Source organism: Beijerinckia sp. 28-YEA-48 (assembly GCF_900104955.1).
Lineage (GTDB): Bacteria > Pseudomonadota > Alphaproteobacteria > Rhizobiales > Beijerinckiaceae > Terripilifer.
The window spans coordinates 2,958,361-2,973,358 of the sequence record NZ_FNSI01000001.1 but is presented as its reverse complement, the minus strand read 5'-3'; the positions used below and the strand labels follow the sequence as shown (position 1 = coordinate 2,973,358).

13 protein-coding genes are annotated in these 14,998 nt (G+C 61.6%); 8 read left to right on the top strand and 5 right to left on the bottom strand.

Features of this window, described 5'->3' with window-relative positions:
* Positions 1-15: 15 nt before the first annotated feature.
* A complete protein-coding gene (locus BLW50_RS14165; protein ID WP_090703557.1) occupies positions 16-633 on the bottom strand; it encodes a LysE family translocator in 618 nt (205 codons plus the stop codon).
* Positions 630-1,421, bottom strand: a complete 792-nt coding sequence (locus tag BLW50_RS14160; protein WP_244544239.1) for a (Fe-S)-binding protein — start codon at positions 1,419-1,421, stop codon at positions 630-632. Before BLW50_RS14160 ends, BLW50_RS14165 begins: the two co-directional genes overlap by 4 nt.
* 140 nt (positions 1,422-1,561) lie before the next feature.
* Here BLW50_RS14160 and BLW50_RS14155 point away from each other — a divergent pair, with 140 nt between their 5' ends.
* From BLW50_RS14155 to glcF, 3 genes are read left to right on the top strand one after another with little or no spacing between them, the layout of a single operon-like run.
* Entirely contained in the window at positions 1,562-2,998 is a 1,437-nt protein-coding gene (locus BLW50_RS14155; protein WP_090703554.1) for an FAD-linked oxidase C-terminal domain-containing protein, read from the top strand.
* Entirely contained in the window at positions 2,995-4,173 is a 1,179-nt protein-coding gene (gene glcE, locus BLW50_RS14150) for a glycolate oxidase subunit GlcE (RefSeq protein WP_090703551.1), read from the top strand. Before BLW50_RS14155 ends, glcE begins: the two co-directional genes overlap by 4 nt.
* Before the next feature lie 15 nt (positions 4,174-4,188).
* Positions 4,189-5,526 carry a glycolate oxidase subunit GlcF gene (gene glcF, locus BLW50_RS14145; RefSeq protein ID WP_090703548.1) on the top strand — a complete coding sequence of 446 codons (1,338 nt, stop codon included), beginning with the start codon at positions 4,189-4,191 and terminating at the stop codon, positions 5,524-5,526.
* Here the strand turns inward: glcF and BLW50_RS14140 are convergent.
* The gene (locus BLW50_RS14140; RefSeq protein WP_170850155.1) at positions 5,492-7,021 is read right to left on the bottom strand and encodes an amidohydrolase family protein; all 1,530 of its coding nucleotides are present in this window, start codon (positions 7,019-7,021) and stop codon (positions 5,492-5,494) included. The genes glcF and BLW50_RS14140 overlap by 35 nt on opposite strands.
* Positions 7,022-7,421: 400 nt before the next feature.
* Between BLW50_RS14140 and BLW50_RS14135 the strand changes: the two genes are divergently transcribed.
* Entirely contained in the window at positions 7,422-8,423 is a 1,002-nt protein-coding gene (locus tag BLW50_RS14135; protein WP_170850154.1) for a TorF family putative porin, read from the top strand.
* A 140-nt stretch (positions 8,424-8,563) separates the two neighbouring features.
* Positions 8,564-9,385: a DUF2076 domain-containing protein gene (locus BLW50_RS14130; protein ID WP_170850153.1), complete on the top strand. Its 822-nt coding sequence runs from the start codon at positions 8,564-8,566 to the stop codon at positions 9,383-9,385.
* A 115-nt stretch (positions 9,386-9,500) separates the two neighbouring features.
* Here BLW50_RS14130 and BLW50_RS14125 read toward each other — a convergent pair whose 3' ends face one another.
* Entirely contained in the window at positions 9,501-10,418 is a 918-nt protein-coding gene (locus BLW50_RS14125; protein ID WP_244544238.1) for a L,D-transpeptidase, read from the bottom strand.
* 237 nt (positions 10,419-10,655) lie between these two features.
* Entirely contained in the window at positions 10,656-12,086 is a 1,431-nt protein-coding gene (locus BLW50_RS14120) for a lipopolysaccharide biosynthesis protein (RefSeq protein ID WP_090703536.1), read from the bottom strand.
* A gap of 260 nt (positions 12,087-12,346) precedes the next feature.
* Here BLW50_RS14120 and BLW50_RS14115 point away from each other — a divergent pair, with 260 nt between their 5' ends.
* The 3 genes from BLW50_RS14115 (at position 12,347) to BLW50_RS14105 (ending at position 14,976) form a co-directional block, all read left to right on the top strand.
* Positions 12,347-12,760, top strand: a complete 414-nt coding sequence (locus BLW50_RS14115) for a MarR family winged helix-turn-helix transcriptional regulator (protein WP_170850152.1) — start codon at positions 12,347-12,349, stop codon at positions 12,758-12,760.
* Positions 12,761-13,260: 500 nt separating this feature from the next.
* Entirely contained in the window at positions 13,261-14,511 is a 1,251-nt protein-coding gene (locus BLW50_RS14110; protein ID WP_090703531.1) for a flavin-dependent oxidoreductase, read from the top strand.
* Positions 14,512-14,529: 18 nt separating this feature from the next.
* A complete protein-coding gene (locus BLW50_RS14105; protein ID WP_090703528.1) occupies positions 14,530-14,976 on the top strand; it encodes a cupin domain-containing protein in 447 nt (148 codons plus the stop codon).
* Positions 14,977-14,998: the final 22 nt, after the last annotated feature.

Here is a 14,998-nt window from a genome sequence, read left to right as displayed (position 1 = left end):
TGAAAGGCGGTCTCCCTAACCGAACGCGAGCAGCTTGCCGCCAAAGGCGATCATCATCATGCCGGACACGATATCGATCCAGCGGGTCGATCCTGACAACACGCCACGCACCTTCGCGCTCGATACGATGGTCGCGATGAAAAGGTACCACAGAAAGCCGAGGCCCGGCATGCCGAGGATGACACCGATCCGATAGGGTGTCGTCAGCTCAAACGCGCCCGTGGCGGCAAAAATGCTGGTGTACCAGGCGATGGCCTTCGGATTGAGGAAATTGGTGGTGAAACCCATGCCCAGAAGCGACCAGACGCTGGGCGTCGTCGTGGCGGCGGTGACGACGGCGCCTTTGCGGTAGCGGGCGATCATCCGCCAGCCGATATAGCAGAGGTAAGCACCACCGCCGACTCGCAGGAACGTTTCCAGCATGGGGGCTGCGGCGATCAACTGGCCCATGCCGGCAAGGCCGGCGCTGGCCCACAGCACACCGGCGGGAAAGATGCCGAGCGCGGCGATGAGGGCGGCGCGCCGGCTGTGCAGCGCCATCTGCAGGATGAAGGTGCTGTTGGGTCCAGGCGTCGCCACGGTGATGAAATGGCCAGCCAGCAGAACGGCGACCACATGCCATTGTTCGTTCACGCCCGTCCGCCCTCCGGCGCGCCGATGGCCGGCGTGTCGGTCATGCCGGCGAGCACTTCCGCCACATGCCGCACTTCCACGGTTTTACCGTCGCGCGACAGCTTGCCGGCCATGTTCATCAGGCAGCCGAGATCGCCCGCCAGCAGAACATCAGCGCCGCTCGCCTCGATGTTCTCGGCTTTCTTGCCGACGATCTCGCCGGAAATCTCGCCGTATTTCACCGCGAACGTGCCGCCGAAGCCGCAGCACACGTCGTTTTCCTGCATCTCGACAAGATCGAGCCCCTCGACGCTGGCGAGCAGCTTGCGCGGCTGCGCCTGAATGCCGAGCTCTCGCAGGCCGGAACACGAGTCGTGGTAGGTGACGCGCTTGGGAAACCGCGCTTCGACCCGCTCGACCTTCATCACGTCCGTGAGAAAGCTGATCAGTTCGAAGGTTTTCGCCGCGAAAGCGCGCGCCTTGGCCGACAGGCCGGGATCGTCCTGGAACAGTTCAGGATAATGCCGCGCCAGCATGCCGCCGCAGGAGCCCGATGGCGCCACCACATAGCGACAGCCGGCGAAGGCATCCATCACCTGCAAGGCAATATCGCGCGTCGTCGCCCGGTCGCCAGAATTGAACGCTGGCTGGCCGCAGCAGGTCTGCGCCGGCACGATGACCTCGCAGCCGGCATCTTCCAGCAGTTTGACAGCGGCAAAGCCGATGCTTGGCCGCATGGCATCGACAAGACAGGTTACGAACAGGCCGACTTTCGGAGCAGCCGCACGGATTTGCGAGTTTTCGGTCACGTTAGCGGTCCGCAACGGTCTGGGTCGCCGGGCGTCTTTTGGGCACCTGGGCAACGAAGATATCCAACATAGCCCTTTGTGGCACGGCTGGCAGAGCGCTACAATGGCGGCATGATCCGTTACATTTTCCGGAGCACACCATGAGCTCCATCGCTTTCCCAACGCCTGACCCGGCGATCCTCGCCCGCCGTGACGAAATCGTCGCCGGCCTCGCGAAGCTTTTGCCGTCGGACTGCCTTGTCACCAGCGAGGACGAGCGCCGCGCCTTCGAGACCGACGCACTGACCGCCTATCGCCGGCTGCCGCTCGCCGTGGCCTTGCCGCGTAACACCACGGAGGTCGCGGCGGTGATGGCGTTCTGCCATCGCGAAGGCGTCAAGGTCGTGCCGCGCGGCGCGGGAACATCGCTGGCCGGCGGCGCCATTCCGCAGGAGGACGCTGTCGTCATCGGCGTCTCCAAGCTCAATCGTATTCTCTCCGTCGACTATGCCAATCGTAGCGCGCTGGTCGAGGCAGGCGTCACCAATCTATCGATTTCCGATGCGGTGATGCCGGACGGATTCTTCTATGCGCCCGATCCCTCGTCGCAGCTCGCCTGCACCATCGCTGGCAATATCGGCATGAATTCCGGTGGCGCCCATTGCCTGAAATATGGCGTCACCATCAACAATATCCTCGGCGTCAAAATGGTGCTGATCGATGGAACGGTCGTTGAGATCGGTGGCCAGGCGCTTGATCCCGCCGGGCTCGATCTCTTGGGCCTGATCGTCGGGTCGGAAGGCCAGCTCGGCATCGTCACCGAGGCGACGGTGCGGCTCCTGCGTCTAGCGGAAGGCGCGCGACCGGTATTGTTTGGTTTTGAATCAAGCGAAGCGGCGGGCGAATGCGTCGCCGCGATCATCGGCGCCGGCATCGTGCCGGTGGCGATGGAGTTCATGGATAAGCCCGCCATCGAGATCTGCGAGGCCTTCGCCAAGGCCGGCTATCCGCTCGATGTCGAAGCCATGCTGATTGTCGAGGTCGAAGGCTCCGAGGACGAGATGGAGGCGCAGCTGGCGCGTATCTGCGAGATCGCCCGGCGCTACGGCGTCAAAGTGATCAAGGAGTCGCGGTCGGCGACGGCGACGGCGCTGATCTGGAAGGGCCGGAAGTCGGCCTTCGGCGCCACCGGCCGCGTCGCCGATTATATCTGTATGGACGGCACCGTGCCGACGAGCCAATTGCCTTATGTGTTGAAGCGCACCGGCGAGATCGTCGCCAGCTATGGCTTGCGTGTCGCCAATGTGTTTCATGCCGGCGATGGCAATATGCACCCGCTCATTCTCTATAACGTCAACGATCCCACAGAGCAGGCCAAGGCGGAGGCCGCCGGCAACGACATCCTCAAGCTTTGCGTCGATGCGGGCGGTTGCCTCACCGGCGAACATGGTGTCGGCATCGAAAAACGTGATCTGATGCGCCATCAGTTCACTGAAACCGATCTGGTGCAGCAGATGCGCGTGCGCGCCGTGTTCGACGCGCAGTGGCTGTTGAACCCGGCGAAAGTCTTCCCATTGGATGGACGGATCGCGGCGTGACCATCGTTCCGACAAGCGAGGCGGAGGCAGCCGAGGCCATCCGCGCGTCCAAGGCGTCCCGGCAGACACTCGCCATCGCGGGCGGCGGGACGCGCGCGCCCTTCGGCCGTCCGACGCAGACCGACGAGACGTTGTCTTCAGGCGGCCTCACGGGCATCACCCGTTATGAGCCGACGGAACTGGTAATTTCGGCACGCGCCGGCACGCCGCTGGCTGAGATCGAGGCGGCGCTCGACGAGAAGGGGCAGATGTTGCCCTTCGAGCCGATGGATCATCGCGCCATTTACGGCAGCACGGGCGCGCCGACCATCGGTGGCATTGTCGCCACGGGCGCGTCGGGGCCACGCCGCATTCAGGCCGGCGCGGCGCGCGATCTTCTGCTCGGCGTGCGCCTTGTCAATGGGCGTGGCGAAATCGTCAAGTCCGGCGGCCGGGTGATGAAGAATGTCACCGGCCTTGATCTGGTGAAGCTCAATTGTGGTGCCCACGGCACCTTGGGCTTTCTCACCGAAGTCACTTTCAAGGCTCTACCAAAACCTGAGCGCACGCTGACCCTGATCTTCGAAGGCCTCGACGACAAGCGTGCGGTCGAAGCGATGTCGGCTGCGCTCGGCTCGCCTTTCGCCGTCAGCGCCGCCGCGCATCTGCCTGCAGGCATGGGCGCGGATCAGGCGCGCACGGTGTTGCGGCTGGAGCATTTCGCCGAGTCGATCACCTATCGCGCCCGCGAACTCGCCAAGGCTCTCAGCCATTTCGGGCGAGCGAGCGAAATCGAGGACGATGAATCGCGTATGCTGTGGCGCGCTATTCGCGACGTCGAATATCTGGCGCAGCCCAATAGCGATCTTCTTTGGCGCGTTTCCGTCGCACCGACGCAGAGCCCGCTGGTACTCGCCCGATTACTGAGGTCAGGATTGTCGTTCCGTCATTTGCTCGACTGGGGCGGGGGGCTGATCTGGATTGCCTGTGCCGAGGGGGGCAACCACACCGCTGTTCGCGAGGCCGTGGGCCGCGATGGCCATGCGACTTTGATGCGCGCTTCCGACGCGCTGCGCGCCACGCTCGACGTTTTCCAGCCGCAGGATGCTGCCTTGATGAAGCTTACCGCCGGCATCAAGGCTAGCTTCGATCCTGATGGCGTCCTTAATCCCGGCCGCATGTACGCTGGACTCTGACTAGGATTCTGAATCGTGCAGACGAATTTCTCACCCGCGCAACTGGCCGATCCGCATATGGCGGCTTCGGAAAAGATTCTGCGCAGCTGCGTTCATTGCGGCTTCTGCACCGCGACCTGTCCGACCTATCTGCTGCTGGGCGACGAACTCGACAGTCCGCGTGGCCGTATCTATCTCATCAAGGACATGTTGGAAGGCGGCAAGCCGGCAACGAAAGAGGTGGTCAAGCATATCGACCGCTGCCTGTCGTGCCTGTCCTGCATGACCACATGCCCCTCTGGCGTGCACTACATGCATCTGGTCGATCATGCGCGGGCGCATATCGAGCAGACCTATAAGCGTGATTTCACCGATCGCCTGTTGCGCGCCGTCCTCGCCAATATCCTGCCCTATCGCAATCGCTTCCGGCTGGCGCTTGGCGCCGCCTTGTTTGCCAAGCCGCTGCGCCCCGTGCTGGCGCATGTGCCGCTGGTCGGTAAACGTCTTGCCGCCATGGTGGCGCTGGCGCCATCGCGCTCACCGGCCGTGATGCCGGAGCCTGCGGCTGTCTCGCGGGCCGACCATCGCCGCGTTGCGATCCTCGAGGGTTGCGCCCAGCCCGTGTTGCAGCCGGCTATCAATGCCGCCGCACGTCGTTTGTTGGCGCGTGTCGATATCGAAGTGGTGCGGGTCGCGGAGGAAGGCTGCTGTGGCGCGCTCGTCCATCACATGGGGCGCGAGGCGCAGGCGCTGGAGTTCGCGCGCCGCAATACTGACGCGTGGATCGCCGCCATCGACAAGCAGGGGATCGAAGCGATCATCATCACCGCATCGGGCTGCGGCACGACAGTGAAGGATTACGGCTTCATGCTGCGCGACGATCCGCTTTATGCGGATAAGGCGCGCCGCGTCAGTGCGCTCACCTGCGACATCACCGAATATCTCGACCGGCTCAATCTGCCCGCTGCGCACAACGCGCCGAAGCGCGCCGTCGCTTACCATTCAGCCTGTTCGATGCAGCACGGCCAGCAGATTCGCGATGAGCCAAAGCGTCTGCTGCGCAATGCCGGCTTCACCGTGCGCGATGTGCCGGAGGGGCATATCTGCTGCGGTTCAGCCGGCGTCTACAACATCCTGCAGCCGGAGATCGCCGGGCGCCTGCGCGATCGCAAAGTCGGTAACATCGAGCGCCTGCGGCCCGATATTATCGCCACCGGCAATATTGGCTGCATCACCCAGATCGGCGGCGGCACGGCCATCCCCGTGGTGCACACGGTCGAATTGCTCGACTGGGCTCATGGTGGCCCGATGCCGCCGGCTCTCGAAACGGGCCCCCGGCTCAATAGCCGCGTGGCTCATTTTCCTGTGGTATGAGGCGGCCGCCGGCGCGCTTGCGGATGGCGTGAGCGGACGCGGCCGCTGCCCGGATGACACCTTGCGGGTCGATGCCGACGAGTTTGCCACCGCGCTTCATGATGCGGCCGTCGGCGATCACCGTATCGACATTCGCGGCATTGGCTGAGCGCACCAGAGCACAATCGACATTGCCGAAAGGCGCCATATTGAGATCGTCCGCCCGCACCAGAATGATGTCGGCGCGTTTGCCTGGCGTCAGCGTGCCGATGAGTTTGTCATAGCCCATGGCCTTGGCCCCGTTGATCGTCGCCATGTTGAGGACTTGCCGAAAATCGACGGCCGTGAGTTTTTCCGTGGAGGTGCCGTCTTTCGGTGCGCCCATGTCCCAGGCCAGGCACATGGAGGAGAACATATCGACTGGCGAGATCGAATTGCCGTCGAAGGACAGGCAGACGTTCACGCCGCTGGCCACCATGTGCAAGAACTGTTCGGCTGGATCGCGGGCACGCACCCGCAATTCGCCATGGACTGTGTAGCTCAGCGACATGCCGGCGGCGGCCAGATTGTCGCGGTCCGCTTGTGTGGCAAGAACATAATGCACGAGGGTCAGATCGGGCGTCAGATAGCCCTTGGCTTTCAATGCCTCCGTCGACACGGTTGATGATGGCGATTGGCCGGCGTGAAAGATGATCGGCAAGCCGAGTTCTTTCGCGGCCTTCATTTCCGCGTCGAAAACCTCCGGTGTTGTCGAACGTGGACCGCGCAATGAGACGCCCAGGCGCAGTTGCTCTTTATCGCGCGTCGCGCCAGCCTCCCACAATTTGTGCGCTTGCCGCAGACCGGTGATATCCATCGCTTGTGCCGCCGGCAGCAGATCGGCGCAGCCATAGCCGTAAATGCCGCGAATGCCTGAATCTGTGTGAGCTTTCATCTCGGCGGCTGCATGTTCTGCCGAGATGACGTTATGGGCATAATTATAGGTGGTGGTGATGCCCGCGTTGATGGCTTCGGCGAAGGCAAGCCGGTCGCTATTGTAGAAGTCGGCCGGCGCATAGAATTTCGCCGTGGCGTTTTTGGTCGCCATATAGCCGGCCTCGGGAGTCAGCCAATTGCGTTGCAAGCTGTTCCAGCAATGCCAGTGGGTTTCGACGAAACCCGGCATGGCGATCATGCGCGCGGCGTCGATTTCCATCGTGCCCGGCGGCACGGCGAGCGTCGGCCCGACGGCGGCGATGTCGCCACCACGCACATGGATGTCGCCGCGCGGCATATCGCCGATGGTCGGGTCGACGCTGAGGATATAGGCGTTACGGATCACGAATTCGCCGCGCACGGGCAGGGCCGTCGGCGTTTGCGCCACGGCTTCCGGCATCAAATCCCCGGCAAAGCCAGTCGCCGCCAGCGCTCCCGCCGCTCCGAAGAGGCCGCGTCGCGACAGCCGGGGCTGAAGGACCTCGCCGCATATATCGCGCAATGCCGCGAAGCCGTGATCCCTTGGATGATCGCCCGCCATGTCGTTCCCCCGTTGTCTCGTTGTTCTCCGAATCATGCCTTTGCTTGGGGAATTTGCCAATCGAGGCAGCGGGAAGGTTGTCTCCGGTTCGAGCCATGATCCCGCTGCTCAAGAATTCAGCAGCGGATCAGATCGCCCGCCAATTGCGGCGAGCAGCCGGCTTTCATGGGAGTGAAATCAGGCGCTTGAACAAAAGCCCGGCTATTGCGAACGGCGAATGCATAATAATGCGAATGCGATATGCAGGGTTGTTGCAATCTTGCAACAATCTCCTCCAATCATGTGTTTCACCCGTCAAATGCCTAGTACATAGGCACGATGCATAACAGTTCGCCTTGCGATGCAGGGGACTTAGAATTCTTCTGTCGGTGTGGAATTTTCCTGCTGACGGAGCATGTTGATGAGGTTCAAATCCCTGGCGGTCGCGGTTGTGACGGCTGCCGCCCTTTCTGGAACGGCTTTCGCCGCCGACCTCGGTGTCGCCAAGGCTCCGCCGGCGCCTCCGACGCCGCCAGCCGCTCTTGGTTTTGACTATGCCTTCGGTATCGGCGTGATGTCAGACAACGTGTATCGCGGCATTTCGCAGTCTGACGGCAAGCCGAGTGTGACGGGCTACGCGGAGCTGCAGTACAAGATCAACCCGATGATCCAGCTCTACACCCGCGCGCAGATGTGGAAGGTCAATCAGCCGACCAACCCCTTCGCCGAGATCGATCTGATTCCGGGTGTCCGTTTCTCCTTCGGTGATCTCACCGTCGATGTCGGTGCGCAGTACTATCTCTATCCCGGCAATAAGGATCGCTATTGGACCGATAGCGCCACCACGACGTTCATGAATCCAAGCTTCGCGGCTTTGCCGGCGGGCGCCCGCTGCCCGTTCCCGGGTGGTTTCTGCGCCACCACGCCGAAGGATCCGAGCTACTGGGAGTTTTTCGTCAAGCCGTCTTACCAAATCACGCCTGAACTGAACATTGGGGCCATGGCGTACTACTCGCCTAATTGGCTCAACTATAAGACGCATTCGCTCTACACCTCGGCGACCGCCAAATACACCTTCGGTGATACTGGCTTCGCGATCTCCGGCGAGTGGGGCTACATGAACTTGCATCCGCTGAAGGCGGGCACCGACTTCAATGCGTTCTTCGCGTTGCCGGTCAAGCTGCCGAAGTACACGGCCTGGAATGTCGGCGGTTCGTATACCTGGAACCAGTTCACGTTGGATCTGCGCTATTTCGGTTCGACGCTCAACAAGAACGGCTGCTACATGGCGACGGCTGATCCGTCGGGCAACACGCCTGGCCAGACGCCGAGCCTGCGCTCCAACTGGTGCGGTCATCGCTTCGCCGCCAGCCTGAACATCGACCTGGTTGGTTCGAAGGACGTCGGTTTCCTGCCGAAATAATCCAGGCTTCAACATTACAAATTGGAAAGCGCGCCATTTCGGCGCGCTTTTTCATGTTGGCGGGGACGTTGCCCGTCTTGGATTGGTCATTGTTGCCTCCCATATTCTCCCCGGCCACCTTGGCCCCAGGGAGAATTTTGATGACCCCCGACGAACGCCAGCTTCTCGCCGGTCTCTTTGACCGTATCCGCAACGCTTCTGGCGGACAGCGAGATGCTGAGGCTGAGGCTTTCATCGCCGATGGGGTGCGCCAGCAGCCTTATGCGCCTTATCTGCTCGCCCAATCCGTCATCGTTCAGGATGAGACCTTGAAGGCCGCTGCCGCCAAGATCGAGGAACTCGAAGCGCGCCTGCGCGAACAGGAAGGCGCGCACAAGCCTGGCAGTTTCCTTGGCGGTATCGGCAAGTCGATCCTCCAGTCACAGCAGCAGGCGCCACAGCAGCAGGCGCAGCCCGCGCCAGATAACCGCTGGACGCATGGTGGCGAGCCAGTCGCGCCGCCGCAGCAGCAAGGCGGAGCGTCATGGCCGCCGCAAGCCGGCGTGCCCATGCAGCAGCCCATGCAACAATCGATGCAACAACCCATGCAGCAGCCAGGTGGCGGTGGCTTTCTGAAGGGCGCGCTGGGCGCGGCTGCCGGTGTTGCCGGCGGGATGTTGCTCGCCAATTCACTGAGCGGGCTTTTCGGTGCGCATAATCCGCTCGGCGGCAGTCCGGCTAAAGCCGCGGACCTGCCGAAGGACAGCTTGCCGAAGGACGATAATCTGTCGTTGAACGACAGCGCGCGCTGGAATGAAAATGATCGCAAGGTTGCCGCCAGCGACAGCCGCGGCGACAGCGACAAATCCAGCAACAACGATCAGTCGTCTGGTTCCAATGACTGGGGCAATGACGACGATGGTGATGACGACGATAGCGGCAGCGACGATTGGGGTGGCGGCGACGACACCACCGACATTTAGAGCAAATCGCGTTTCGCCATAAACGAAAGAAGCCGTCGCACCAAGTGCGACGGCTTCTCTCCTGTCCCCCCAGCGTTGACGCGCGCCAGGAAACCTTTGTTCTGAGATTTTTATTTTAAATCACGATCACCTTGGTGCCGACACCGACGCGGCCGTAAAGGTCGATCACGTCCTCGTTCATCATGCGGATGCAGCCCGAAGAGACATTGGTGCCAATCGTATAAGGTTCGTTGGTGCCGTGGATACGGTAGAGCGACGAGCCGAGATAAAGCGCACGGGCGCCGAGCGGATTGTCTTCGCCACCTTTCATGAAACGCGGCAGATCGGGGCGACGCTTGAGCATTTCCGGCGGCGGTGTCCAATTCGGCCATTCCGCTTTGCGCGACACGGTCTTCATGCCAGCCCATGAGAAGCCCGGTCGGCCGACACCGATGCCGTAGCGCAGCGCGCGGCCATTGCCGAGCACGAGAAAGAGAAAGCGCCGCGGCGTATCGACGACGATCGTGCCGGCGGCATGCGGCCCATCATAGGCCACTTCCTGTTTCAGATAGATCGGATCGACAGCACGGCGCACCGGCGCCTCGGCACGCGGGTCCGGGGCATAGGCCTGCTGATACGGCGCCTGCTGATAAACCGGTGCCTGCTGGTAGGCAGGCTGCATCGGCAGCGGCTCGTTGTAGCCACGGCGCGGTGTCGGATCGCGTCCGGTGACGAGGAGTTCGATGAAGCCGCCGCCGTAACCGCGCGAGGCCGCGACCTGATACGGACGCGGATCGGCGCCCGGGCCATAGGGCTGGTTAGCGACGACGCCATGGGGAGGCCGCGGCGCTGAGATCGATGAGGTGCGGCGCAGCTGCCGCGGCGCCACCGGCTCTGCATAGGGCTGGATGGCAGGCAGGTCGCCGGCGGGGCCGACACCACGGATGACCGTGTCGTTCATGCCGCCGGCCAAAGCTGCGGGCACGGCAAACGGTACGAATTGCCCGGCCAGTGCCAGGGCCAGCGCGGAAACCGCGCCAAATCGTGCGGACATTGTTTTGCTCCATCGTCGCGACACCGAGGGGTGCCACTCCGGGCCTGTTGCTCAGGCAGGACCAGATCAGACGGGGCAATGGTAACGTAAATATTGGCTGGGCTAAGCGCCATCAAGGTTGATGGTTATGCAAGTATTATGGAGCAACTTGAAGATGTTAATTGACACCCTATTAGGGTTACTCGGTCGCCAATATCTTCGGTTAAAAAACAGTTGCGGCCTTGGTGCGCTAAAATCCTAAAGGCCCCGGCGGCGCAATCGGGCGATTGTTTCCGACGCTGTGCGGCGCAGGCCGGCAACATCGAAGATCATCACCACCGCGCCGTAGATAGACAGGCCGATGAGGAGTTGCGCGACGAGGACAGCCACCCCCGGCTCCAGGCGATGCAGGGGCCAGAGCGCCACGGTCATGGCAAGGGTGGCGGCGATGGTGAGGAGGAGATCGCGTGGCTTTGGCCATTGAGCGCCGGCGGCTGCGGCGAAGCCGACCAGAACGATGAAAGCCACGACAAAGGCGCCAGTCTGCGCCAGCGCCAGGCGCGAAGCGTCGGTGCCCAGTGGCAGCAGCACGAGGAGCAGAGCCGCGGCCACACAGGCGGTGAGTGCCGCGGCAATCAACGGTAAGGTCTTCTTCTCGATCTGGAAGACGGCATTGATGGCGAAGTTCATCAGGCCGAATGCGTAGAGGCCCGGCAGCATCAGGCTGAGATAGCGGCCGAAGGGGCCGCGAAATTCGCTGGGTACGATCAACTGCTCGAGGCTTGGCAACACCAGCCAGAGGCCAACGGCCGCTGGCGTGAGCAGGGCGAAGACGACGGCCATGTTTTGCGCGACCTGCGCTTTCGCGCGCTCACGGCCATGCTGCTCCTCGGTACGCACAGCGATCTGGAACAAAAGCACATCGAGGGCGGAGCCGATCGCGGCGATCAGGCGCGTGCCGATGTCATAGGCGAGCGAGAATTGCCCTGTCTCGGCGAAGCCGAAATGCGAAGCCGCCAGCGAGCGATTGACGAGCGGGATCGCCAGATAGAACACGTTGGCGGTGATGATGGGGAGGGCATAGCGGGCGAACTGCGCGACGAGTGGCCGTTGCGCGGTGCGCACCGGCGACATCTGATCCGTCAGTGCCTTATGCGCTAGTACCACGGAGCCCGCCATACTGATACAGGCGCCGGTCAATGCCACGATGGCCGAGCCCGTCAAGAAAGCGCCGCCGACGGTCAGCGTGAAGGCCAGGATGTTCTTGGCGATGATCAGCCGGGCATACAGTCGGTCGAGGAAGCGCGCCCGCACCACCGCGGTATGATAATCGAAGAAGCCATTGGCGACCGCGGCGGCGACAGCCAGGCCGATCAGCGACGGCGACAACGAGACATCGATGTCGGCAAGAATGAAGGCGATGAGGCCCGCCGTAATAACGATCGCGACAATGCCGAAGGCCGCATCGAGCGTGGCGCGCAACTCCGGCTGTTCGCTGCGGCTTCTCTCCGAATAGAAACGGATGGTCGACAGCCGGATCCATTCCAGCGTGATCGTTTGCAAGACCATGCCCATGGCAAGCGCCAGAGCGAAGCGGCCGAACTGATCGGGACCGAGAAATTTGGCGACCAAGAGCCCGATGAAAAAATTGATCGCGGTGTTGACCAGGAACGCCGCGATCACACGCATCTGCGGCCTCGCTCAAGGCGAACACGGCACAGGGAAAAGCGAATCGGGCGGGCACTCATGGCGTCAGTTATGCCAAGGGGAAGCCTGCGGGAGAACAGGGCGCGGCGACAAATTGGCGGTTTTTGTGCTGCTTTGGCGTGATCGCTTGCTTCACATAGGCTTTTTCTGATGAAAGAGGCCTCGTTCGGAGCGGTCTGGGTTAGGATCTGAGAATGAAAAGCGCGTCCCAGGATATCGATCTCGAATCCCTTCTGCCGTTTATGCTCAACAAGGTGATCAAGGTGATCAACGGCGCGCTGGATCGCGCGCTGCAGGAACACGGCATGTCGGTCGCGGAATGGCGCGTTCTGGCGACGCTCGGATTCTCGAAGATCGACCGGCCGGCGGAGATCGCGAAGTTTACCGGCATCGATCCCTCCACGCTCAGCCGGGCTTTCGACCGTTTGGAAGCTCAAGGATATGTCGAGCGATCGCGGCCGCCAGGGAGCCGTCGGGGATATTCTATGTCGTTGACCACTTTGGGACGGAGCGTCCTTCGTCGTGCGATCAAAGTCGTTCGCCTACAACATGATCAGCTGCTGCAACTCATGGATAAGCAGCAGGCGAACCACTTCTTGAAAAGCGTGGCTTTCCTCTACCAGAAGATGGGGCAGCCGCCCGAGTTGGTCGAATAGCCAAGACGAGCCGGACAGGTTGAAATGGGAGTTTCGCCGCGCCAGGAGCTAGCGATGGCCTCTCCGCCGGCATCCTCAGCCTATTGATCGCCAGCGAACGGAATACAGGCAAAGCCAAGCTTTCCTGGCGGCGGCGCGTGCAAAAAAGCGGCGCAATCGGGAGCCGTGGCCCAGCCGCAGCGCTTCTCCGGTGGAATAATAATTGCATATGCAATATTTTAATATTAAAGTATCTTAAGTGGTAAATTTGAAAGCTGGCTTGCGGCCGGGCTGGAGGGTGCTGCTCTTGTCGGGTGGTCTTTCTCAAAAATTCATATCTGGAAGAGGGGTCTTCGCTCGAGCAACGCTGATGCGACAAACGTTCAAACGCAACTTTGTCTGCATTCTCAGGCAAGAAATCACCATTCCATCGGCATAGCGTAGCTGATCGCGCCCAAAGGGGGCGCCACTAAGTCAGGGTCATTGCCGGGTTTGGCAAAGGCCGTGCAGGGAGCGGCCCGATGAAAGTGATCATCGTTGGTGGTGGTGTTGGGGGGCTCACTCTTGCGTTGATGTTACATCGGCGCGGCCTTCGCTGCGAAGTCTTCGAAGCTGTGCCAACGCTGCGGCCTCTCGGGGTCGGCATCAACGTTCTGCCCCATGCGGTTCGCGAGCTTACTGTGCTCGAATTGCTCCCGAAGCTCGATGCAATCGCCGTGCGGACGCGCGAGCTGACCTATGCCAATCGCTTCGGTCAGGAGATCTGGCGCGAGCTGCGCGGTCTGGATGCTGGGCTCGACGCCCCGCAATTCTCCATTCATCGCGGCTTCTTGCAGAATGCTTTGTTCGAAGCTGTGGTGACGCGCCTTGGTCCGGCAGCCGTGACATTGGACAGGCGCCTTCTGCGCTATCAGCAAGACGAAGCGGGTGTCGTCGCGGAATTTGCCACGTCCAACGGCGATCGGATCCAAGTGTCAGGCGATATTTTGATCGGCTGTGACGGCATTCACTCGTGCGCGCGCGCCCTGCTTTATCCCGACGAAGGCGGCCTCCGATGGAATGGTGTCATGATGTGGCGCGGCGCTGCTCCGCATGCGCCTCTGGGAGACGGCCGCAGTATGATCGTAGCCGGGGGCTTCTCCCACAAGCTCGTTCTCTATCCCATCGGTCCAATTGCAGCCGATGGGCGTCAATTGCTGAACTGGGTCGTCACCTATCGCCAGGCGGAAGCGGGCAGCCCAGTTCCACGGCGGGAGGATTGGAATCGCCAGGGCGCGATCAACGATCTGCTCCCCCATCTGGCGGCTTTTTCTGGTCTACCTATCGATCTCGAAGCGTTGGTGCGCTCTTCCCCTGAATTTTACGAATATCCGATGGTCGATCGTGATCCTTTGCCGCGTTGGACCCATGGCCGGGTCACTCTGCTCGGTGATGCCGCTCACCCCATGTATCCGGTTGGCTCCAATGGAGCAGGGCAGGCGATCGTTGATGCTCGCATTCTGGCGGACGCGCTCGTCGCCTGCGAACATCCCATGGCCGCACTGGCCGCTTACGAAGCCGAGCGTCTGCCGAAAACCGCGGCGATTGTCGCCTCCAACCGCAGCGGAGGGCCGGAAGGTGCGATCGATGAGGTGGAGCGAAGAGCACCTAACGGCTTCGCCAAGCTTGCCGACGTGATCGACGACGGCGAATTGAAAGCCATTGTCGCCGGATACGCGAAAATGGCGGGTTTCGCTCCCGGTCAAACAACAAACGTTCAAACAGGAAACTGACGTTCATAAGGACAGCTCATGACGATCCCTTCTTTTACGGCAACCGTTCGACAGGCTAACACTGGTATCGACGATATAAGCTGGAACATCCTGGGGCAGACCTATGTGCCCAAGCATGTCACCGAAAGTTCCTTCTCCTGGCACGCGACTTTTCCGCCCGGCACGTTCGTGCCGCCCCATATCCATCACACGCAAGACGAGTTCATCTATCTCTTCGAGGGAAGCTTCGATCTCGTACTCGACGGCACGGAAACGAAGGCCGGGCCTGGTGATCTGGTGTGCATGCCGCGCGGTATTCCACACGGCATATTCAATAAATCCGACCAGCGAGTGAAATGCCTTTTCTGGGTGTCGCCCACGGCAAAACTTTGGCAGCTGTTTGAAAAGATCAACAACGTCGGTGATCCCGCGGAAGTGATCAGGATCGCCAGCGCTCACGAACTCACTTTCCTTCCGCCCCGGTAAGGATCCGGCCGCAAGTCATCGA

Excerpts from the sequence above, each read along its gene's own strand:
- BLW50_RS14125 (WP_244544238.1), bottom strand. The coding sequence starts at position 10,418 with ATGTCCGCACGATTTGGCGCGGTTTCCGCGCTGGCCCTGGCACTGGCC.
- BLW50_RS14105 (WP_090703528.1), top strand. The coding sequence starts at position 14,530 with ATGACGATCCCTTCTTTTACGGCAACCGTTCGACAGGCTAACACTGGT.
- BLW50_RS14130 (WP_170850153.1), top strand. The coding sequence starts at position 8,564 with ATGACCCCCGACGAACGCCAGCTTCTCGCCGGTCTCTTTGACCGTATC.
- BLW50_RS14140 (WP_170850155.1), bottom strand. The coding sequence starts at position 7,021 with ATGGCGGGCGATCATCCAAGGGATCACGGCTTCGCGGCATTGCGCGAT.
- BLW50_RS14120 (WP_090703536.1), bottom strand. The coding sequence starts at position 12,086 with ATGCGTGTGATCGCGGCGTTCCTGGTCAACACCGCGATCAATTTTTTC.
- BLW50_RS14110 (WP_090703531.1), top strand. The coding sequence starts at position 13,261 with ATGAAAGTGATCATCGTTGGTGGTGGTGTTGGGGGGCTCACTCTTGCG.
- BLW50_RS14155 (WP_090703554.1), top strand. The coding sequence starts at position 1,562 with ATGAGCTCCATCGCTTTCCCAACGCCTGACCCGGCGATCCTCGCCCGC.
- BLW50_RS14135 (WP_170850154.1), top strand. The coding sequence starts at position 7,422 with ATGAGGTTCAAATCCCTGGCGGTCGCGGTTGTGACGGCTGCCGCCCTT.
- BLW50_RS14115 (WP_170850152.1), top strand. The coding sequence starts at position 12,347 with ATGCTCAACAAGGTGATCAAGGTGATCAACGGCGCGCTGGATCGCGCG.